A 20650-nucleotide genomic window follows, 5' to 3' on the forward strand; every position below is an offset into this window, starting at 1 on the left:
CAAACTGTTCAAGGAGTTATTTTATTAGTAACCGCTTGAACAGTTTTTATTTTGGCTAATTATTTAGTTTTCTTTGGTTTTTCAATCAATCCCTCGATCAAAAGGCTAATCCCAAATAGGAATTCCGCCAAATTAACCCACCACCAAAGTGAAAAGACGGGGTTGTTTGGGGCGATGGCCGGGAAAAGCGAGATGCCCCCGAGAAACATAATTAGGCCAAGCCAGAAATTAAATGATTTATAAAACTGATGATTGAATTTCATCCTGATTCGCCCTCCTGTTATAGATATCAATTTACTAGCATTATTGCATCAAAAAGGAGAAACGCCTATCAAATAGCGTTTCTCCTTTTTGTGAAATGATTATGTCTAAATTTTTATTTATTAACGTTTTCTTCTTCAATATCTTCCAAACTGCGGCCCTTTGTTTCTGGGACCCGTGAATGGATGAACCAGACACCCAAGAGGCAGATAACACCGAAGATGGCGAATACGGCGTCCTGTGGCATGCTGGCAGTCATGATTGGGAACAGCAGACCAACAGCGAAGGAACCAACCCAGTTGGCTGATGAGGCGGCCCCAGATGCCCGACCACGGATTGCCAGTGGGAATACTTCACCAATGATGACCCAAGTAAGGGGAGCCCAAGTAAATGAATAGGCAGCCACATAGATGCTCAAGAATGCCACGATCAATAGTGGGCTTGAATTAGGCATCAATAACTTGATGACCGTTGGCAGGATGAATGATAATCCCATTACCGTACCACCAAGGATCAACAATGTCCGACGCTTAAACTTGTCGGCGATACCCAAGAATACCAGTGAACCGATTACCAGGATAATTCCTTGAATGATTGGCCACATCAAAGCTGAATTGGCAGCTGCACCAGTGGCTTTTTCAACAATCAATGGAATATAGTAGAAGATCGCGTTGGCACCTTGGAACTGTTGAAAGGCAGCAACCCCAATCCCGGCAATGGCAAGGTAACGATATTTGGAACTGAAGACGGTTCCCCAAGTGGTTGCTTTGGAAATTTTCTTTTCTTGTGAAGCAGTATCTTGAATCTGATCAAGTTCGTTATCAATCTCTTCATCGCTGTCACGAATGTAGCTCAATACTCGACGGGCTTCATCGGGACGACCATTTTTGACCAAAAATCTCGGTGATTCCGGAAGCTTCATCACACCGAAGAAAAGAATCAGAGCGGGAACTGCGGCTAATCCAAGCATTGAACGCCAGGCGAAGTTTTCAGGCAGGTCTTTCAATACGAAGTCCATCACATAGGAAAGTAACATTCCAGACACAATCATTGTCTGGTTAACCCCGGTCAATCGACCACGCATCTTGGCAGGTGCCATTTCCGACATATAAGCAGGAACCAAAGCTGATGAAGCCCCAACCGCCAGTCCAAGGAATACTCGGACAGCGATCAAATAAAATTGACCATCGTGAGGTGAAACTGCGGACAACAGTGATCCTGCCATGAAAATCAGGGCTGAAAGCAGAATCATCTTCCGCCTTCCCAACTTATCAGAAAGCTGGCCAGCAATTGCGCCACCAAAAATCGCCCCCAACATCACAGCGGATGTGATCCAGCCGACAATGGTGGCATTATTTTGAAGTCCCCAATCAGTCTGTAAAAATGGCAGCGCCCCTGTCATCACGCCGATATCATATCCGAATAAGATCCCACCGAATGAACCAAAGAAATAAATAAATCCGCTTGAGATCTTCTTTTCTGTTGCAGCAGCCTTTTCCATGATAATTCTCCTTTTCAATTCTCTTCTTAAACATCAATTTATGCTGTATCCCAATTCGAAAGGTTTGAAAGGGGTTACATAACAAATCGCACAAATTCTGAACAACTTTTGTTTTTTCATACAACGGTCAATCATTGCTATCGTAACGCTTACATTAGATTCGACAGCAGTTAATCACTACTATCAAAAAATAACCAGCGTCCATAGTTTGCTATGTTAACGGATTCATCCGTATAAATCAAGTATAAAAATCAGTTATCATACAAATTCGAATTTTTGGGACAATAAAATGCACTCACCGCAAGGATTGCGACAAGTGCATATTTTTTACTAATGGAACCATTATGTTTACTAAAAAGTAATAACTTTATTTTGATGTTTACAAAAATTGGTATGATTGATTGCTCCATAAAACTATTCTGACTGATGAATGTCTCCCTGAATATGGTCATCTGAAAAGTCGTGTTCCATGTATTGCTTGTCGTTGACGGGCAAATGCTGTTCAAAGGTGTCGAACAGCTGATAGCTGACATCCCCTTTAATCAGATGAAAGCCAAGCACATGACCGCCAAACTTGTGATCGTCAGAAATGAAATGATGATGGAATCCGCCAACCGTTGCGCCTTCAAACAATTGTGGTGAGTAATAGCCAAGTAACGTGCCATCAATCCGATCCCGGGTGAAAACACTTTGATTTTTCGATGTTTCAGCTAATGTTTGATACGGTGGCTTTGATTGAACGGCTGCTCGCGTTCGAATGTTTGAAAAAGTGCCATGGATCTCAACGGAGAAAAATGTGTTTACTGCGCAGCTTAAGGAGACCATCTGCTTGTTCAAGTCAGCTTCATCCACATTTTCAAACTCCGCCAGAAGCACATATCGGGCAAAGTGGGCATTAGCAAATGGCATCTCGAACGAGTTCGACACGGTCGTCACATCCCCTGTTGCATGAATGTGATAGGCCTTGCCGCCAAGAATAATCACTTCGCCATCCAAACCTTCACCGGTCCCAATACCGGTGTCACCGTGTTTCAACAGTTCACCCATCTTCATCGTCCCTTTCAGCAGACCTGGGACTAATAAAGCCAAGGTTCCATGCTGAAATAACGTTATGTGATTTGCCATGTTAAAGTGCCCCCTCATTCATAATATACCAATTTAATCGTATCACTCCAGCCATTTCTCCGATCACAATTTTCGTGGTTTTGATTAGAAACTTTTGTGATAAAATTAAACAAAATAAACTCGAGGTAAATTGATATGACATATTCAACTCTGCTGTTCGACGTCGATGACACTCTGCTTAACTTTCAAGCATCCGAGCAGCACGCAATCACAAAACTTTTCAATACCATTGGTGAAGAGCTCACGCCGGATATTTACGCGGATTATCATGAATTAAACGAACACCTATGGCAGCAGTATGAACTCGGGGAAATTACCCGCAAACAATTGCTGGCAACGCGCTTCACCTTATTCTTTGGCAAATACGGAAAGTCTGTGGACGGCCAAGACTACGAAACCAAGTATCGCAGTTACCTTGCCGAAGGTCACACAAAGATGCCCCATGCTCAGGAATTGTTGGCTGATTTGAGTGCTAGTCACGACATCTACGTGGTCACCAATGGAATTGCGAAGACCCAACGGCGACGCTTAAATGAATCTGGGTTAGCCCCTTACTTCACTCAGGTGTTTGCTTCCGAAATTGTCGGCTACCAAAAACCCGATCCGGCATTCTTTGATTATGTTGCCCGTAAGATTACCGGCTTTTCCAAACCTTCTTCTTTAGTAATTGGCGATTCTCTATCTTCGGATATTAAAGGTGCCGCAGCCTATGGACTCGACTCCGTTTGGTTCAACCCACAACACCAGGTAAACACTACAAAAACAAGCCCGACTTATGAAATTGACCACCTTTTACGGTTAGAGTCAATTGTCGCGTAAAGTACTTTTTTGGTCAGTTGGAAATCAATCCAACTGACTTTTTATTTGGCTTTTGTGTTATGTTTTGTGACACAAACTATTGCATGCCCTTAATAATTAAATTATACTATTATTTAATTAGAATTTGTCTAATGTAAATTAATCATGAGTTTTCATGAAGGAGGTTGTCAACATGCAAGTATATAGTCAAAAACGAATTACCAGCAACATCATCAAAGGTTCTTTGGGAAATATGATTGAATGGTTTGACTGGTACATCTATGCATCATTTGCAATTTATTTTGCAGGATCATTTTTCCCTGATGGTGATCAAACCGTCGAACTTCTGAGTACTGCTGCCGTCTTTGCGATTGGTTTTCTAATGCGGCCGTTTGGCAGCTTCATCATGGGCAAGTTTGCCGATCGAAAGGGCCGCCGATCAGCGTTAACTCTTTCAGTCAGCATCATGGCAACCGGATCGTTATTAATTGCAATCATTCCAACCTATCAGTCCATCGGTATCTTTGCTCCGTTATTGCTGGTCTGCATCCGGTTGGTCCAAGGCCTCTCGCTGGGCGGCGAATATGGAATTTCCGCAACTTATTTATCTGAAATGGCCACACCCGGTCGCCGGGGTTACTACGCTTCATTCCAATATGTAACTTTGATCAGTGGCCAGTTGATCGCTCTGATCGTTCAGATCATTCTCCAAGCGATGTTTAGTGATGGCCAATTAAGAGCGTTTGGCTGGCGAATTCCATTTGCCATTGGTGCTGTTGGTGCCGTAATTGTCTTATATCTTCGACTGTCGATGGATGAAACCAATCAGTTTAAACATGCTAAGCAGTCTAAGGCAGCCAGGGGAACCCTGCGAGAATTGCTCAAATACCCTAATCAGGTTCTGACGGTTATCGGATTGACTTTTGGCGGTACAATTGCCTTTTACACTTACACGACCTACATGCAAAAATACATGATCAATTCCCTGGGATTGGCACCAAAGCTCGTAACCATGATCAATTTTGCAGCCCTGTTAATCTTCATGTCACTGCAACCGCTTTTTGGCCATCTTTCGGACAAGATCGGCCGAAAACCGCTACTTTATTGGTTTGGCCTGGGTGGGACCCTGCTGACAGTCCCAATCTTTCTGGGATTAAAGTCATTCGACAGCCCCATTGCTTCATTTCTATTAATGCTTAGCGGCCTCCTGATCGTCAGCGGTTATACTTCAATTAATGCGATTGTTAAAGCAGAGCTGTTTCCAACCGAAATTCGGGCTTTAGGCGTTGGCTTCCCATATGGACTGACCGTTGCAATCTTTGGTGGAAGTGTTGAATATGTCGCCCTTTGGCTCAAACACATCGGCCATGAAGACTGGTTCTTCTATTATGTATCAGCTGCTGCATTTGTCAGCTTCCTGGTTTATGTTCATATGCTGGAAACTTCTAAAGAGTCAAAGCTGGAAGAATCAACAACAATTCCGGTTTCGCAACCTGAAGACCCCACGATTACCGGCCCCAGAGACCATTAATCAGAGCACTAAGTTTTTAAAGTGCTACTTCCTTGATACCCCATCTCCCAATCAGGTACACTGAACATGTAACCGAATTCATGGATTTTGGGAGGTAAATATAATGGCAGACAAGTATGATTTTCCAAAGACACGAGAACAGTTAAACCAATTGGTGGCTGACTTAAGTCAGCTGCAGACCAACATACAACAAACTCATTGGTACATGAGAGGCGAGAACTTCTTCCGACTTCATCCATTGATGGATGACTACAATGACGAACTGGCAGACCAGTTAGATAACGTTGCCGAACGACTGATCGCTATTAACGGCTCACCATTCTCAACAACACATGAGTTTATCGAGAACACCGGTCTTCCTGATGAAAAAGTCACCTGGGATCAATTAACTATGCGTGATTTCATGCAGCGTTTGGTTGACCAGTTCAGATACCTGCGTGACCAATATCAAAAAGGCATCGAAGTAACTGATGAGGAAAAAGACTTTCCAACTCAGGATATGCTGAACGGATTCAAGGAAGCAATTGATAAGAATATCTGGATGATCAACGCCTATCTGGGTAAAGGACCTTACGACGACTAATCTATATACACAAATGGGTTGAAAACAATTGATTTCAACCCATTTTTATTTGAGGAGGAACCTATTTTGGACAATTCAGTTAAAATCGGCAAGAGTGACGTCACAACCGGCCCACTTGGCTTAGGAACCAATAAAGTTGGCGGCCATAATTTATTTGACGGCCTCAAAGATGAAGACGGAGCTGCAGTCGTTAAAGCTGCTTTGAATAATGGAATTTCACTGCTGGACACAGCATTTATGTATGGCTTGGGAAAGTCCGAGGAAATCATTGGTGACGTCATTCAAGATTACGATCGCTCAAAGATCGTTATTGCCTCTAAGGCAGCTCAGGACCCAAATAATGGGCTGAAGCCGAATAACGACCCCAAGTTCTTAAAAAAGTCCGTGGACGAAGCTTTGGAACGTCTGAACACTGATTATATCGACATCTTCTACATTCATTTTCCAGATGAGCAGACTCCCAAGGCTGAGGCAGTGAACGCTTTAGCTGAGGAGAAGAAAGCTGGTAAGATCAGAGCGATTGGGGTTTCCAACTTTTCACTGGATCAGATCAAGGAAGCCAACATCGATGGTCAAGTCGACGTGGTTGAGAATCACTATAGTCTGGTTCACCGACAAGCTGAAGATCAGATATTTGCCTATCTTAAAGAAAACCAGATTTCATTTGTGCCATACTTGCCACTGGCCATGGGTTTGTTGACTGGCAAATATAGTCGAAACGATGCCGGCAAATTCAGCAAATTCTCCTCTGATGAATTCGGTAAAATTATTGATAACTTGTCTAAGGTTAAAATTATTGCCGACAAGCATCAGGCGACAGTCGCTCAGACTATTTTGGCCTGGTACATCGCCAATCCGAATATCAGCGTGGTGATTCCGGGTGCCAGATTGCCTGAACAGGTTGAAAGTAATGCCAAATCTTTGGACATACAGTTGAGTTCGGCGGAATTTGATGAAATTGATAAATTATTTTAGCTGTTTGGGGCTTAGTGAATGCTGAGTCCTTTTTTGGTTATAGCAGCAAACAAGCAGTCCTCCCTAAGTGGCACGGGAGAACTGCTTGTTTCAATTTACACATCATAATTTGAAAACTATCGGGATTGGTCACACTCAATTAATTGCGTTTACGTGAGTGCAAAATTGATTCTACTAAAAACGTGATCAACCAGACGACCACGTAAACAGTGATAACGAAATCAATCACATATGCATACACATCGCTCGAAACTATAATCACAACGGTGGAGATAATACCAACGCATACCATTGGGGATAATAACCGGTTTAAAATTTGGAACCATTTTGAATAATTCTGCAGTTTCTTGCTTGCGTTCATATGATTACTCACGCCTTCCAAATTAGTATGTATTATCGGGACCAAAAAACCGTTCGTCATTTGACGGCGGTTCTTTCAAGCCTCCCAGAAAACAACATTGTCAATAAAGATCAAATTTCAAAAATATAGTCTCGTACCTGTTGAGCCGCCCGCAAACCAAAAATCACGGTTTCCGCTATTGAGTTTCCACCAATGCGATTGGACCCATGCAGGCCACCGACCACTTCCCCAGCAGCGTACAGCCCCTGAATCGGCTGGCCGTCAGCTTTAAGGACTTGGGTTTTATCGTTAGCTTTAACTCCACCCATTGTATAATGGACAGCCGGCGCGATATGAATTGAATAGTATGGTGGCATGTCGAGCACGTGCATCCCAGTTTTCCGACCAAAGGCGATATCCATCCGATCGGAAACCGATTGATTCCACTTTTTAATCGACAGATTCAGCATTTCTGGATCAATACCGGCCTCACGTGCAAGAGTATCCAAATCAGAACCAGCTTTCACCAGGCCCACATGGTCATAGAATTCAATTGCTTTCGCCCGGTTACGGACTGATTGATCAAAGATAAGGTATGCACCGGTTCCGTTGAGTTTATTAATCGCACTGGTGACCTTGTCACGAGTTTCCATTTCGTTCACGAACCGTTTGCCTTCCTGATCAACCAGAATAGCCCCTTCACCACGAACGGTTTCGCCAATTAAGTAGACGTGGTTGGTGTCCTGTTGAACGGTTGGATGGATTTGAATTTGATCCATGTCCACCAACTGGGCACCCAACGCTTCAGCCAATATAATTCCATCACCAGTATTTCCTGGTTGATTTGTAGTTTTATAGGTTGTTAGATCAGGGCGATACTTTGCGATCAGTTCTTTACTGGCACCAAAGCCACCCGTGGCGATGATGACGGCTTTCGCATTGATCGTTTGCTCACCGTTTGCGGTTTGCACTTGGACACCGGTGACCTTTTGGTCAGTGTTAATTGCTGTTACCTTAACGTCACAAAATAATGGCATCTGTTTTGCCTTGATTTGTTTCAGCAACCCATTAATCAGGTAGGCGCCAACTGGCGCAGTGCTGCTTGGTCGATGAGCGCGGGGAACACTCATTCCACCGGTAATTGTCAGGTCATCCAATTGGACACCTTCCTTGTATAGCCATTCAATCGCTCTGGAACTGTGTTCAGTGAAATACTTGAGCAGGTCGGGATCGTTTGTGCCATGACCTCCTCGCAAAGTTTCATAGTAGAATTTGCCGACACTGTCTTGGACCCCATGCTCGGTTTGCACAAAAGTTTCCGCCGCATTCATCCCAGAGGACGCACGTTTAGTATCGCCACCGACTGTCGGCATCTTCTCCAAAACAACTGGTTTTAATCCAAGCTCTTTAGCTTGAATTGCACTGATTAGACCGGCACTACCAGATCCAATCACAATCACATCATACATATCTTTCAATTCACTTATATCAGTTGGTTCAAATTCTTGTGACATGGTTTTCTTCCCATCTTCAAATTTTATTATTGAGCCCGACGAGGAATTAATCCTTCTCGTCCATGCATCTTAACGCTGGCTGCCAGTGCCCGCCAGCCACTGCCATATAACTGTGGCTGCTTACCAGTCGCAATTCTACGGGCCTGCTGTTCACAATAGGCAGTAATGTATGCGGCAGTGTACTTTTGGTCAAGACGACGGCTTCCCATTGTGAGGGGCAACCGGACTGGCTGATAGTTTCCAGCTAAAACGCGATTTGGCAGATCGGGCAGCACAACCATCGGGGTACAAATTCCAATCATATCAGCGTCATGTCTGCCCAATGCTTCTTCCATCGTAGAAATGCTTCGAAAGCCTCCACTTAACGCAATTGGTGTGTCCACCAATTGATGGATCATATGGGCAAATCCGGAAAAGCCTACTGTTGAATCCTCATAATCATCACCGGCAATTTCGATTAAATCGATCCCAAGATTAGCCATTTTTTGAATGACTGCTATCAAATCATGCTCGGTCAAGCCATCCAAGCTAATATCAAGCACGCTGACTTTTAGACTGATTGAAAAGTCGGCCCCACAAGATTCGCGAATACCTTGATAAATATCAATCAAGAATCTCATCCGATTCTCAAGTGAACCGCCAAACTCATCGTCTCGCTGATTATCTCTGCGAGATAGAAATTGATTGACCAAGTAGCCGAACGCACCATGAATTTGAACACCGTTAAAGCCGGCCTTTTGAGCAATCTCAGCAGTTCTGACATATTTGGCAATGATCTCATGGATTTCGTCATTCGAAAGTTCCCGGGGTTGATTGAAATATTTGGCATTTGACCCATCAATCGGAATAGCGCTTGGCCCGGCAGGTTGAGCTGATAAATATTTGGGTGACTGCTTACCCGGATGGTTCAGCTGCATCCATAATTGTGTCTGGTTTGCGGTTCCCGCTTCAGCCCACTTTCGAAGTTCTGGCAGACTACTTTCGTCTTCGACAACCACATTGCCTGGTTCAGCGAGGGCTGCATGATCAACCATTACATTTCCGGTCACAACCACGCTGGATCCACCGGCTGCCCATGCCCCATATAATTTGGCAAACCGCTCATCAGGTTGATGATTCTCTGCCATCGTCTCGCTCATAGCAGACTTGAAGAAGCGATTCTTAACCTGTTGTCCATTTGGCAGTGTCAACGGCTTTGCAACATTTAAGTAATTCATTTTAACCGCTCCTTTTTCCAGTAGTATTCGGTAGAATTAAAACTATTGATTTAATGGTAACCCGAATTAATTGGGAGAGCAATTATCAAATTGCACATAAAGTTTGATTTTCAGTTACAATGAAGCAAGAGGTGATATGCAATGGATACTCAATGGCTATCACAACTACCAATTAAAGGAATTACCAAGGCAATCCCCGTTGGTGGCGGTGACGTTAATCAAGCATTTCGATTAGAAACAAAGGACGATACTTATTTCCTGCTGGTTCAGCCCCATACCACAGCTGATTTTTACGCAGGAGAAATTGCCGGACTCAAAGCTTTTGAAGAAGCCCACGTTTTGGCCCCTCGAGTTTTAGGTAACGGCCAGATTGATGGCGATGCTTACTTATTGCTGAACTATTTGGAATCAGGTTCCGGAAGTCAGAGCGACCTCGGCGAACTGGTTGCCAGTCTGCACCAGCATTACAGTAAGAATGGAAAATTCGGCTTTGATTTGCCATATGTCAGTAATGATGAAAGCTTCGATAACAGCTGGACCGACTCATGGAGTGAACTGTTTGTCGACCATCGTCTCGATCGGCTCCGCGACGCTTTGATGAAAAAGCATTTGTGGAATGAGCATGATGATGACAAATACAAACAGGTTCGCGAAGTGATTCTCGATAAGTTGTCGAAGCATGAAAGCGAACCATCCCTGTTGCACGGTGATCTTTGGGGCGGTAACTACATGTTTCTCGCGGACGGTCGCCCAGCATTAATTGACCCGGCATCATTTTACGGTGACCGCGAATTTGATTTAGGAATCACTACCGTATTTGGCGGTTTTGACGCAGACTTCTATGCTGCCTATAATGCCGTTTACCCACTGGATCCCGGTGCTAATGAGCGATTAAACTTCTATCGCCTGTACTACCTGATGGTCCACACCAACAAGTTTGGCACGATGTATAAGAGTAGTGCTGATAGTGCAATGAATCAGATTTTGGAACATAAATAATCATTAATTATAGCTGGACATTTTTGTCCGGCTATTTTTTACATAAATAATCAATTCAACGTTACTTTTACAGATTCCATTCGTTATATAGAGTGAAAGGGGGTTGTCATGAAACTTGATGGGTATGAGACATTATTGAAGGATATTTCAGTTGAACTGAGGCGATACCTAATCTCAAAATGTGTCAACAAGGACATGGCCGAGGACGTTGTTCAAGATGTCTTCGTCAAAGTCTTGGAAATGGATTTGATATTGCCACCTGATAAAATTCGGCCATATATGTATAAGATTGCCAGAACAAGATACATCGATTTGTATCGGCGAGACGCGCACTTGAAAGAAATTTTGCAATTATATCTGATTCCAGAAAAAAAGGCGGTCGATATTTCAGATGCCAAAAATTCATCAAAAAAGTTGCAACACACGCTCAATAAATTATCTTCAGAAGACCAAGATATTTTAAAGATGAAATACATCGACAATCATTCAATCGATCAAATTGCAATGAAACAGAAGACAACTCCTGCTGCCATTAAGATGCGGTTATATCGACTTAGAAAAAGAATCAGGAAAGGTTTTGGTGACTCAAAATGAATCAAGATAAACAGTTTGAAAAATTAGCATTTAAAATCAAGGCCAAACGATGGTTGATCACGATCCTGTTAATTATCGTGCTTGTACCAATTATCGCTACCATTGGCTACAAAGCTTCCCAATCACTATCTGGGAAACAGTCAGGTCAGCTCATGGCAGATATGAGTATTAATCAGACGCTGATTAGTCCCAATATTCAAAATAGTGATTTGGCGCTTGGTAACACTGGTATTGGCGGTGGAACCGTCATCAGCCACCAATATAAAGACATTGACGGTTATCATATTCCCTGGCAGACAGTTCAAGGAAAATACAATTGGCTTTCCCATCAAATTCAGAGTGATAACTTAGTCGATTGGGGAAAGAATGTCGCATACACCCGCACAACTCAAACCAAAATTCCATTATTTTACAATGACCAGGTAAAATCACCGCTTGTCCACAAGGCGTATGAAATTAGTGATGTTGCGGACATGAAGGGTTACGTTGGTGAAGTTGCCTTGACCTTCAAACAACCAATGACCTATAAGCAAATTAAACAAAGAATACCATCAAATATCCAAGCAAACTGGTTCTGGCTGGGGGTCAGTGGCAAGGCTGATCCAACCATGCAGGATAACAATTTGCTTGGTATCCAATCTATGAATGGAACAATTCAAGAATCTGATTATCGGTACTTTCGAAAGAGCCTAAAAAAGGCCGATGACTTAGGAACGTATAACAACTTTTCAATCACAAAATTTGCCCATCAATACGCTCAAAAGTACCCTTCCCTGAATAAAGCAAAGTTTGCCGGTGTGATTGTCACAGGGAAGACTGAAAATTTCAAACCACTTGTTAACCAGAAGTGGATTGCTGAAAGCTCAGTTGGTGCCACAATCAAACGAGTCCCATATATTAAGCCAAGTTTTTAACTTGTCAAAAGCCATCCGCAAACGGATGGCTTTATTAGTCTATTTAAACGCAGTAAAGGTTCCCATGACCACCAATAAGACGCCAAGAATTGGCTTAACATATTTGGTGAACTTCTGGGGATCCAATTTACCCAACAAAACGGGTGCCAAAAACGATCCCATGATGGCCCCAAACATTAACCCCAGTCCAACTGACCAGTCAACGTTGCCGGCTGACAAATGGAAAACCAAACCGGTGGCAGTCATGACCACTAACACGAGTGAGGATGTCGCGGCAGCTGTCACCATATCTGTACCCATCACAAGCAGTCCGGCCACAACTGGTCCACCGCCACTCAAGCCGCCAATTCCGACCATCAAGCCGCTGATGACACCGTAAATTGGTGCCAGCCACTTATTGGGCTTTTTATGGCCGTCCTGTTTGCTCAATAACGTCTGGATTCCCAGAACCGCTAAGATACCACCAATAATATACTGATAGATTTTAACCGGAATATGTGGCGACAACAGCGAACCGACAACCACAGCGGGAACGGCAAAGATGATCATCCGCCAGGCAATCTTCAACTTGATTTTGTGTAATCGGAAATATGAATAAGAACCAATCAACAGTGATGGAAATGAGGTCACCAAAGACGTTGCTGCCGCGCTGGCCGGACCCAATCCAAAGACAGTCGTCAAGATTCCCAGATAAAAGGCCGCTCCGCCACCACCAAGGGTGATAACAACCGTTCCAATGATAAAGCCGGTAATGATCAGAAATACGATATTCATAAACTGACGCCTCTTCCAAACAACATGATGAACTTATTGTACACCTGCAAAACATCCCTTAATTAAGCATTAAATGAACAAATTTGCTATGATTTCAATTCTTCAACAGGAATTTATCATATAATAGTTATGTTCGCATCATAATGATTTTGTTGAGGAGAGAATTCATAATGGGTATTCATCTTAAAGCAGTAACCGCATTCGCAGCAGTTGCAGTCGTTTCGTGTGGTCTGGGGCTTTCAATTCCAAGCAGCCACCCCAAAACGATTGCATCGGGAACTCATCACCAACTAACCACTGAACAAAAGATCGATAATCGAATTAAGCATATGACATTGAACGAAAAGATCGGCCAGCTGTTTGTCACTGGCGTTTCAAACAATAAAGCCGCTACCAAAAACGATATCAAGAAGTACCACTTAGGTGGCATTATTTTGATGGGCAATAATTTTGTCGGTACCAAGTCGTCGTTCAAATCCCGGCTCAAGAGCTATCAACGAAGTGCCAAAATTCCCCTGACCATTTCAACGGATCAGGAAGGCGGCACGGTTTCAAGGCTGAGTGCAAATAAACGGATCTCCGGCCACAGTTACTACCTTTCACCACAACAGGCGCTCCACCGCGGCGGCATGAAGAAGGTTCTCTCCATGTATCGATATCAAGCTAAACAGCTGCATTCCCTGGGGATTAATTGGAACTTCGCTCCGGTTGCTGATGTTTCCACAAAACACAGCAGCTTCATCTATGACCGGACAATTGGTAAGGGCTACAAAAAGACAGCTTACTATATTTCAAAGAGTGTCCCAGCAATCCAAGACCAACATGTTGCAGCAACGTTAAAGCATTTTCCAGGATATGGTTCGGCAGCCGATACCCATACCGGCTCTGCTGGCGTCAACCGCTCACTCAAGTCGTTTAAAACGAAGGACTTTATCCCATTCAAGGCCGGCATTAAAAGCGGTGTCGACTCAGTAATGGTCACCCATATCATTTTAAAGAAAATCGATCCGCACAAACCGGCATCCCTATCTAAAAAAGATATTAGTCTCCTCAGAAATGATTTGAACTTTAAGGGCGTCATTGTATCCGATAGTCTTCAGATGCAGGCTGTTGGCAATTACGCCGTTTCTCATCATGTTTACCGCGACGTTGCGGCCTTTAAAGCCGGCAACGACGTCCTGTTAACCAGCGATTACAAGCGCGGCATCCCTCAAATTCGGCACGCCGTGGCCAAGAAACAGATTTCCGTTAAACACATCAACGCTTCCGTTAAGCGAATCCTAACCATGAAAGCCAAAACCGGGTTAAACATTGACTAGCAGGTAAACGAATATTTTCCGGAACCATGAATTGTGTGATACATTTAACATGTAAGTGTTTCCGGATTTAACGGATTCCAAAATGAGGTGAACAAAATGAATGAAAAGGAAAAAGCACAAAACGCCAAACGGGCCAACATCATGTGGGTCATGATGACATTGATGATTCTAGTCGTGATTGCCGGCATCGTTGGTATCATCATGAAAAGTCACCAAACTGGCCAATATAAAGAAATGATTCGGCAAAGCATTGTCGTGTATAATAAAACCGATCCTGAAAAGACCCTCTCAGCAGATAGTAAAACTAAAGTCTATCGCGTTCGTAAATCCGGTGATGGCGAATTCTTCGTCCAATTGAACGGAACCAGTCCAAAGTTTGTTTATGAAAAGAATCACGGCAAATGGTCTTCAGTTGGTACTCAAAAGAAAGCTAATGTCGTTTTGAAGTATCGGGCGGTTTACACGTCTAATCAGCAAGGATAACTTGAAACCATATGTATAACAAAGGCAGCCGAAACTTCTCGGCTGCCTTTTAATCTGCTATTTAATTGGTTTCTGAGTTGCCAAAATATCATCAATCTTCTTGAGTTCTTCATCAGAGAACTCGAGGTTATCCAACGCCTTCACGTTATCAAGCAACTGTTCCGGTCGGCTGGCACCAATCAAGACACTGGCAATTTCCGGTTCACGCAGGTTCCAGGCCAACGCCATTTCGGCAAGCGTCTGACCCCGGTCTGCAGCAACCTGATTCAACTTTTTAACAGTCTTAATGGTTTCTTCCACCTGTTCTTCATGCAAGAATGGACTGGTGGATTTGTGGGCCCGGGAGTCAGCTGGAATACCATTCAGATACTTATCAGTTAACAATCCTTGTGCCAATGAACTGAAGCTGACGGCAGCCTTGTGTTCCTTCTTTAATACCGGGAAGAGGTCGTTTTCAATATGACGGTCAAACATGTTGTATCGCGGTTGGTGGATCACAAACGGTGTCTTCAAATCGTTGAAAATCTTGGTAATTTCAGCGGTTTGATGGCCATCGTAATTTGAAATCCCGATGTAGAGTGCTTTTCCTTCATGAACCAACTCGTCCAGTGCCAACGCGGTTTCTTCCAACGGTGTATCAGGATCGAAGCGGTGGGAATAGAAAATATCAACATAGTCCAAGCCCATCCGCTTCAGGCTTTGATTGGCACTGGCAATAATGTTCTTCCGAGAACCCCACTCACCATAAGGGCCTGGCCACATGTAGTAGCCGGCTTTGCTGGCGATAATCATTTCATCCCGGTAAGGCTTCATGTCAGTCGCCATAATCCGGCCGAAATTCTCTTCGGCACTACCGGGTTCCGGACCGTAGTTGTTGGCCAAATCGAAGTAGGTAATCCCCAAATCGAAGGCTTGGTGAATAATCACCTTCTGGTTTTCAAATGAATCGACACTGCCAAAATTATGCCAGAGGCCTAAACTAAGAGCCGGAATTTTTAAGCCGCTTCTACCTACGCGGTTATAAACCATTTTATCGTAACGATCTTTGGATGCTTTATACATTTTGCCATCTCCTAAATTTGTTTAGCTTAAATGTAACACTTCAAGTATACTTGAAGTAAAATCATTTCAACTCAGGAGGCCACAATTTTGGAAACAACCACTGTTAAAACCTATTCCATCACTCAAGTATCCAAAATGTACAATCTACCGACAACCACGCTTCGGTATTACGAGGACTTGGGACTGCTGTATGATATTCCGCGGATAAAGGGCCGCCGGGCTTACACCCAGGAACACCTGAACCGATTGGGCGCAATCTGCTGCTTCAAGGATACCGGCATGACGTTAAAAGAACTCCAAGAACTCTTTGAAGCCCAGGATAATGACAACGATCTAACCAAAACCTGTGAGATTTTGGATAACCATTATGAACGGGTATTGGAACAGCTGGCTCAGCTAAAGAAGAATGAGCGTCATATCAAACGTAAGGTCCGATTTTACCATGATATCAAATCAGCAAAGGAGAATCATACCAAGATGCCAGACTGGGATGATTATCGGGATCGAGATTTTTAATCGTTATATCAAAAAGGGGTCTGAGAAATATTTCTCAGACCCCTTAAGTGTTGTTAATTTATTTTGGATTTGATGAAGTCAGCTCCAAATTATCCCAGAACGTTGGGAACAAATAATTATTGTAAGCTGCCTGTTTAAAGTTCTTCAGCCGATGGTTAACCGGTGTGAAGCTTAACAATGTGCTTTGTGGTGCATAAGCAGCCTGCTCATTCATATATTCCTGCCACTTCTTGAATTGTTTGGTTCGATAACTTTGGTTCCAAGCTTTACTATTATTCAAGCTGTTGAGCAGCTCAGTATTCTTCTTGGTGACAAAATGGCCCATGTTATAGGTGGCATCCTCACCATAGAACTGGGTTGGCGTTGGCTCATAAGTCAGCTGCCAGCCCCCGACAAAGACATCAATCTTGCTTTGTTTGGGTTTACCCAAAATTGAATAGAAACTGTTAATTTCAAGGGGGCGGCCATTAGTCATTTGGACGTTCAATCCCAACTTCCGCCATTGCTGAACCTCGTAGCGAGAAATCTCATTGCTGGCTGCGGAACCCTGCATGGCTCCGAAGTGAATGGTCAACTTCTTACCGTTTGGTTGAACGTACCACTTGCCCTTCTTCTTGTATCCGGCGTCCTTCAACAGCTTCTTGGCCTTCGCCATGTCATATGGGAATCCAGCTGCTTTATTTTCGTGATACTTTTTAAAGATTGGTGGGATCAGGGTATTTGGCCGCCACTGAACACCGCTTAAGATCTTCTTATTAACCTGATCCAAATTAACCGCGTACAGCATGGCTTTTCTCAGATTCTTGTTGCCCATTTTACTGTGTTTATACATGACGTTCTTATTCTTTTTGGTGTCAAAATAACCGACGTTAAATCCAAAGTAGCCGTAACTTAAGCCGGGAGCACCTGCTAATGTGTAGCCTTTGATACCCTTGACTGATTTATATTGGCTGGCCGGTAGACCACCAAGCGCAAAGTCGAACTTTTTGGCTTTGAATGCGGCAGCCGAATTACTTGAGGAAACCACTTGAATATCGATGTGTTTGATCTTTGGTTGTGGTCCCCAGTAATACTTGTTGGGAACCCAAGCGGTTGATTCGCCTTGGACTTGATTCTGCAGCTTATACGGACCGACAAAGATCGGGTGTTTTCGAATCGCTGGTGCAGACGTCAGTTTTGAAATTTTGACGTTCTTAATGTGATTATATGGAACAACTGTCCCCCATAAGAAGGAATTACCGGCATACTGCATAGCTGGTGACAGATGCGTGTAATGGATAACGACCTGTTTGCCGTTTTGACCATCCGGATAAGTAATCCCAGAAATGGTTGTTGTTTTGCCACTGTGGTATGCGGCCATTCCTTTGATCGTCGCCATATCAGAGGAGTACTGCTCAGCGGCAGTGTTCCTGTTGCCAATGATTTCGTAAGCATACTCAACATCCTTGGCAATTACCGGGCTGCCATTGGACCATTTGGCGTTTTTACGGATTGTAATTGTTGCCGTGTTATTTGACCGATCCAACTTGAGATTGGCCAATCCACCGTTCACAATCTTGAAGTCCTTATTGCTTTTGAACAGTTGATCACCACCACCGGGTGAATAAACGTCGGAATCTTCAACGTTATCCTGCAAAACTGCCAGGGTGATTCCAGTAAATGGTGCATCAACGACTTCGGCAGCCGTCAACGTACTATCGTTCCCCGCTTTGGTTGCTTTGCCAGATGCACTGTAAGTTGTCGGCATCGAAATCGGCTTGGATTGTGATTCGGAGTTTTTATTGTTCGAGCAAGCTGCGAATGCAAGCGTCGAAAGACTGACAGCTCCTAACACCAACCATTTCTTAATATTTTTCATGGCAATATCTCCCTTGCACAATATGATATTAAAATGAGATTCTTCTAATACAATTTTAATTATATATCTGACATGTAAGGTATTGCAACACGAAAACCGAAAACCAACCAAAAAAGGCCAGAGATTTCTCTCCGACCAAATCCTAGTGATTGCAAAATTTTTTCATTAATTTGGGATTTTGCTCCCATATAGATAATACCACACTATGGTATGTTTTAAACGCTTCGTGAACTTAACGTCGGCATGGCAGCTGTCAAAAATTGGTTCGCAAACTCATCATTATTAAGCCATGGCTTGATTTGATCCTTCTTCAAGATTAACGGCATTCGATTATGGATGGTTGCAACAGACTGATTGGGAGCTGTTGTGAGTAAAATACTTTGGGGTGTCCCTTGGAAAACATTATAAAAACCACCGATATATAATGGTTCCGGAGCCTCACCATAATTAAACCAATATTTTTCTTTGTCCTGAGACCATTCGAAAAAGCCGCTAGTCGGATAGACACATCGGCGGGCCTTAAATGAACTCGCAAACATTTTCTTTTCATTAACAGTTTCCGATCTGGCGTTAATAATCAATTGACCCGGTTTGAATCCTGGGAAGCCCCATTTCATCGCGACAACTTTGACCTGATCTTCACCCGGAATAACCAGTGCAGTCTGATCGGATGGAAAGACTTCGCCGGTTTTCGGCTGGTAACCATTATCAACGGCAAGCTCATAAATCCGGTTAATTTCAGGATTCTTTTTAGGTTCAAACATAAATCGTCCACACATGACAATCACCTCACAAACACGTTAGATACTTTAGTTATTGAAAGCGGTAGCAACCTTACATAATCTATGGTAACATCTATTTAAATTATTTCGATATTATGAACACGGGGAGTTAATCAATCATGAATTCGGAAGAAAAACAATCTTTAATTAAAGCGGTCAATGAAGCCTCTCCTGAAGGCCTTCGCCAATTTATCATCAACCAGGCCCAATTCGATCCGACATTCTTCCAAGATGTGAGTGCACAGTTCGGCGACCTGGATACCGATGCTGAATTCAAAAATACCAAAAAACTCATTCAAGATACAGTCAGACACAATAAGTCCTATGGCTTCATCGATTACCAAGGCTGTATTGTGGTCTGCAACGTCTTGGACGATGTCATTAATAAATACATGTTGAGATTCCGGCAGGGACACTACCATCACGCCATGAATGGATTGTTACTGGTCGTAGAAACCGCTGGCAAAATGTTAAGTGATGCTGACAGCAGTTCCGGTGCCCTCACAGATACATTTGAACGGGCTTTTGCTTCCATGAAAAACCTCAGCACCAACATTGCTCCAGAAATTTTAGACTCTCAAAAGACAATTCTCATTAAAGATGCTATCCGGATCTTTAAACGAAAACTATTCGAGAACTGGTCAGAACAACGCTATGCGGTCTTGTTCAACATCCTGCCATTAGTTACCCAAAAGACTGCCAAGACCATCCAGACAGCCTCTAAAGCAGTCATTAAATCAGCTGGTGAGAGTTATGAAAAAAATCAGATGGTGATCGGCGACAAAATATTACACGCAAGAATCCTAATTCAGATCGGCCAGGAAACTGAAGCTGAACAATTCATGGATGAGAACAAAAATATCCCGCAGATTCGCGAGGTTGAAATCCAAAACGCCATCCAGAACAAGAACTATCAGCATGCCGAGGAACTCTGCCTTGAAGCTTCCAAGCAAGACCAAGGCTGGCGCAGAATTTGGGAAAAGTACCTGATTAAGATTTATGACGCCACCAACCAACTGCAGAAGCAAAAGGGCGTTCTTGAAAATAGCCTGTTTGCAAACTACCCCGATGCATATGAACCGCTTAAACAATTAATGCAGCAGGATCAGACTTGGAATGCTGAATATCCAAAACTGTTAGACAAAGCCGCCAAAAAGCTCACTCCTGAAAACTACGCCTTTATTCTCGCTAAAGAAAGTGAGTTTGACAAGCTGATTAAGGTTGTCATGCAGCATCCGGAACTAACGGAAACCTATAGTCCGAATCTTTACCATTCTTATCCAGACATTATCAATAAACTGTATTACCAAAATGTGGTGATGAATGAAAAGTACCCTGGCAGAAAAGCTTATCGGAGAATGGGCCGGCGAATTAAACGCTATGCTGAATTTGGCAGCCGCGACACCGCAATCAAGTGGATTGACGGGCTGATCGAAGAATACCCTTCCCGGCCTGCGTTGGCTGAGGAGCTTGATAAAGTTAAGAAGAAACTTTGAATCTATAT

General features: G+C 43.4%; 20 protein-coding genes. 11 read left to right on the top strand and 9 right to left on the bottom strand.

All coding sequences use genetic code 11. The features are described from left to right. Positions 1 to 59: 59 nt before the first annotated feature. The 3 genes from FD17_RS06410 to budA form a co-directional block, all read right to left on the bottom strand. Positions 60 to 263 carry a hypothetical protein gene (locus tag FD17_RS06410; RefSeq protein WP_057824793.1) on the bottom strand — a complete coding sequence of 68 codons (204 nt, stop codon included), beginning with the start codon at positions 261 to 263 and terminating at the stop codon, positions 60 to 62. A 113-nt stretch (positions 264 to 376) separates the two neighbouring features. Further along, positions 377 to 1762: a sugar porter family MFS transporter gene (locus tag FD17_RS06415; RefSeq protein WP_057824795.1), complete on the bottom strand. Its 1386-nt coding sequence runs from the start codon at positions 1760 to 1762 to the stop codon at positions 377 to 379. 414 nt (positions 1763 to 2176) lie between these two features. Continuing rightward, on the bottom strand, positions 2177 to 2887 hold the full coding sequence (gene budA / locus FD17_RS06420; RefSeq protein WP_057824797.1) for an acetolactate decarboxylase: 711 nt from the start codon (positions 2885 to 2887) through the stop codon (positions 2177 to 2179). A 135-nt stretch (positions 2888 to 3022) separates the two neighbouring features. On the opposite strand from budA, the gene FD17_RS06425 reads away from it, so the two are divergent. The 4 genes from FD17_RS06425 to FD17_RS06440 all read left to right on the top strand — a co-directional run bounded on the left by FD17_RS06425 (position 3023) and on the right by FD17_RS06440 (position 6774). After that, positions 3023 to 3706, top strand: a complete 684-nt coding sequence (locus FD17_RS06425; protein ID WP_057824799.1) for a YjjG family noncanonical pyrimidine nucleotidase — start codon at positions 3023 to 3025, stop codon at positions 3704 to 3706. Between the two features lie 172 nt (positions 3707 to 3878). Then, a complete protein-coding gene (locus FD17_RS06430; RefSeq protein WP_057824801.1) occupies positions 3879 to 5216 on the top strand; it encodes an MFS transporter in 1338 nt (445 codons plus the stop codon). A gap of 103 nt (positions 5217 to 5319) precedes the next feature. Then, complete coding sequence (locus FD17_RS06435) at positions 5320 to 5799, top strand: Dps family protein (protein ID WP_057824803.1); 480 nt, start codon at positions 5320 to 5322, stop codon at positions 5797 to 5799. Positions 5800 to 5865: 66 nt separating this feature from the next. Next, a complete protein-coding gene (locus tag FD17_RS06440) occupies positions 5866 to 6774 on the top strand; it encodes an aldo/keto reductase (RefSeq protein ID WP_057824804.1) in 909 nt (302 codons plus the stop codon). Positions 6775 to 7245: 471 nt separating this feature from the next. On the opposite strand, the gene FD17_RS06445 is transcribed toward FD17_RS06440, so the two are convergent. Further along, entirely contained in the window at positions 7246 to 8628 is a 1383-nt protein-coding gene (locus tag FD17_RS06445) for a flavocytochrome c (protein ID WP_057824806.1), read from the bottom strand. 26 nt (positions 8629 to 8654) lie between these two features. Next, positions 8655 to 9845, bottom strand: a complete 1191-nt coding sequence (locus tag FD17_RS06450) for an oxidoreductase (protein WP_057824808.1) — start codon at positions 9843 to 9845, stop codon at positions 8655 to 8657. A gap of 141 nt (positions 9846 to 9986) precedes the next feature. Between FD17_RS06450 and FD17_RS06455 the strand changes: the two genes are divergently transcribed. The 3 genes from FD17_RS06455 to FD17_RS06465 all read left to right on the top strand — a co-directional run bounded on the left by FD17_RS06455 (position 9987) and on the right by FD17_RS06465 (position 12352). Further along, complete coding sequence (locus FD17_RS06455) at positions 9987 to 10844, top strand: fructosamine kinase family protein (protein ID WP_057824811.1); 858 nt, start codon at positions 9987 to 9989, stop codon at positions 10842 to 10844. A gap of 108 nt (positions 10845 to 10952) precedes the next feature. Beyond that, positions 10953 to 11438 (top strand): RNA polymerase sigma factor, encoded by a 486-nt coding sequence (locus FD17_RS06460; protein WP_057824813.1) that lies wholly within the window; start codon positions 10953 to 10955, stop codon positions 11436 to 11438. Further along, on the top strand, positions 11435 to 12352 hold the full coding sequence (locus tag FD17_RS06465; protein WP_057824815.1) for an anti sigma factor C-terminal domain-containing protein: 918 nt from the start codon (positions 11435 to 11437) through the stop codon (positions 12350 to 12352). Before FD17_RS06460 ends, FD17_RS06465 begins: the two co-directional genes overlap by 4 nt. Before the next feature lie 39 nt (positions 12353 to 12391). On the opposite strand, the gene FD17_RS06470 is transcribed toward FD17_RS06465, so the two are convergent. Next, positions 12392 to 13126 carry a sulfite exporter TauE/SafE family protein gene (locus FD17_RS06470; protein ID WP_057824817.1) on the bottom strand — a complete coding sequence of 245 codons (735 nt, stop codon included), beginning with the start codon at positions 13124 to 13126 and terminating at the stop codon, positions 12392 to 12394. Positions 13127 to 13296: 170 nt separating this feature from the next. Between FD17_RS06470 and FD17_RS06475 the strand changes: the two genes are divergently transcribed. Both FD17_RS06475 and FD17_RS06480 read left to right on the top strand, forming a co-directional pair. Continuing rightward, positions 13297 to 14445, top strand: coding sequence for a glycoside hydrolase family 3 N-terminal domain-containing protein (locus FD17_RS06475; protein ID WP_057824826.1), 1149 nt, complete (start codon positions 13297 to 13299; stop codon positions 14443 to 14445). A 96-nt stretch (positions 14446 to 14541) separates the two neighbouring features. Next, a complete protein-coding gene (locus FD17_RS06480; RefSeq protein WP_057824828.1) occupies positions 14542 to 14928 on the top strand; it encodes a hypothetical protein in 387 nt (128 codons plus the stop codon). A 57-nt stretch (positions 14929 to 14985) separates the two neighbouring features. On the opposite strand, the gene FD17_RS06485 is transcribed toward FD17_RS06480, so the two are convergent. Then, the gene (locus tag FD17_RS06485; protein ID WP_057824830.1) at positions 14986 to 15990 is read right to left on the bottom strand and encodes an aldo/keto reductase; all 1005 of its coding nucleotides are present in this window, start codon (positions 15988 to 15990) and stop codon (positions 14986 to 14988) included. An 87-nt stretch (positions 15991 to 16077) separates the two neighbouring features. On the opposite strand from FD17_RS06485, the gene FD17_RS06490 reads away from it, so the two are divergent. Beyond that, positions 16078 to 16506: a MerR family transcriptional regulator gene (locus FD17_RS06490; RefSeq protein ID WP_057824833.1), complete on the top strand. Its 429-nt coding sequence runs from the start codon at positions 16078 to 16080 to the stop codon at positions 16504 to 16506. 58 nt (positions 16507 to 16564) lie between these two features. On the opposite strand, the gene FD17_RS06495 is transcribed toward FD17_RS06490, so the two are convergent. Beyond that, positions 16565 to 18364, bottom strand: coding sequence for an ABC transporter substrate-binding protein (locus FD17_RS06495; RefSeq protein WP_057824835.1), 1800 nt, complete (start codon positions 18362 to 18364; stop codon positions 16565 to 16567). A 215-nt stretch (positions 18365 to 18579) separates the two neighbouring features. Further along, entirely contained in the window at positions 18580 to 19143 is a 564-nt protein-coding gene (locus FD17_RS06500; protein WP_057824837.1) for an SOS response-associated peptidase, read from the bottom strand. A gap of 122 nt (positions 19144 to 19265) precedes the next feature. Between FD17_RS06500 and FD17_RS06505 the strand changes: the two genes are divergently transcribed. Continuing rightward, entirely contained in the window at positions 19266 to 20642 is a 1377-nt protein-coding gene (locus FD17_RS06505) for a hypothetical protein (RefSeq protein ID WP_057824839.1), read from the top strand. Positions 20643 to 20650: the final 8 nt, after the last annotated feature.

Origin of the sequence: Lentilactobacillus sunkii DSM 19904, from assembly GCF_001435575.1 — a bacterium.
Classification (GTDB): domain Bacteria; phylum Bacillota; class Bacilli; order Lactobacillales; family Lactobacillaceae; genus Lentilactobacillus; species Lentilactobacillus sunkii.

Excerpts from the sequence above, each read along its gene's own strand:
- FD17_RS06410 (WP_057824793.1), bottom strand. The coding sequence starts at position 263 with ATGAAATTCAATCATCAGTTTTATAAATCATTTAATTTCTGGCTTGGC.
- FD17_RS06415 (WP_057824795.1), bottom strand. The coding sequence starts at position 1,762 with ATGGAAAAGGCTGCTGCAACAGAAAAGAAGATCTCAAGCGGATTTATT.
- budA (WP_057824797.1), bottom strand. The coding sequence starts at position 2,887 with ATGGCAAATCACATAACGTTATTTCAGCATGGAACCTTGGCTTTATTA.
- FD17_RS06425 (WP_057824799.1), top strand. The coding sequence starts at position 3,023 with ATGACATATTCAACTCTGCTGTTCGACGTCGATGACACTCTGCTTAAC.
- FD17_RS06430 (WP_057824801.1), top strand. The coding sequence starts at position 3,879 with ATGCAAGTATATAGTCAAAAACGAATTACCAGCAACATCATCAAAGGT.
- FD17_RS06435 (WP_057824803.1), top strand. The coding sequence starts at position 5,320 with ATGGCAGACAAGTATGATTTTCCAAAGACACGAGAACAGTTAAACCAA.
- FD17_RS06445 (WP_057824806.1), bottom strand. The coding sequence starts at position 8,628 with ATGTCACAAGAATTTGAACCAACTGATATAAGTGAATTGAAAGATATG.
- FD17_RS06450 (WP_057824808.1), bottom strand. The coding sequence starts at position 9,845 with ATGAATTACTTAAATGTTGCAAAGCCGTTGACACTGCCAAATGGACAA.
- FD17_RS06455 (WP_057824811.1), top strand. The coding sequence starts at position 9,987 with ATGGATACTCAATGGCTATCACAACTACCAATTAAAGGAATTACCAAG.
- FD17_RS06460 (WP_057824813.1), top strand. The coding sequence starts at position 10,953 with ATGAAACTTGATGGGTATGAGACATTATTGAAGGATATTTCAGTTGAA.
- FD17_RS06465 (WP_057824815.1), top strand. The coding sequence starts at position 11,435 with ATGAATCAAGATAAACAGTTTGAAAAATTAGCATTTAAAATCAAGGCC.
- FD17_RS06470 (WP_057824817.1), bottom strand. The coding sequence starts at position 13,126 with ATGAATATCGTATTTCTGATCATTACCGGCTTTATCATTGGAACGGTT.
- FD17_RS06475 (WP_057824826.1), top strand. The coding sequence starts at position 13,297 with ATGGGTATTCATCTTAAAGCAGTAACCGCATTCGCAGCAGTTGCAGTC.
- FD17_RS06480 (WP_057824828.1), top strand. The coding sequence starts at position 14,542 with ATGAATGAAAAGGAAAAAGCACAAAACGCCAAACGGGCCAACATCATG.
- FD17_RS06485 (WP_057824830.1), bottom strand. The coding sequence starts at position 15,990 with ATGTATAAAGCATCCAAAGATCGTTACGATAAAATGGTTTATAACCGC.
- FD17_RS06495 (WP_057824835.1), bottom strand. The coding sequence starts at position 18,364 with ATGAAAAATATTAAGAAATGGTTGGTGTTAGGAGCTGTCAGTCTTTCG.
- FD17_RS06500 (WP_057824837.1), bottom strand. The coding sequence starts at position 19,143 with ATGTGTGGACGATTTATGTTTGAACCTAAAAAGAATCCTGAAATTAAC.
- FD17_RS06505 (WP_057824839.1), top strand. The coding sequence starts at position 19,266 with ATGAATTCGGAAGAAAAACAATCTTTAATTAAAGCGGTCAATGAAGCC.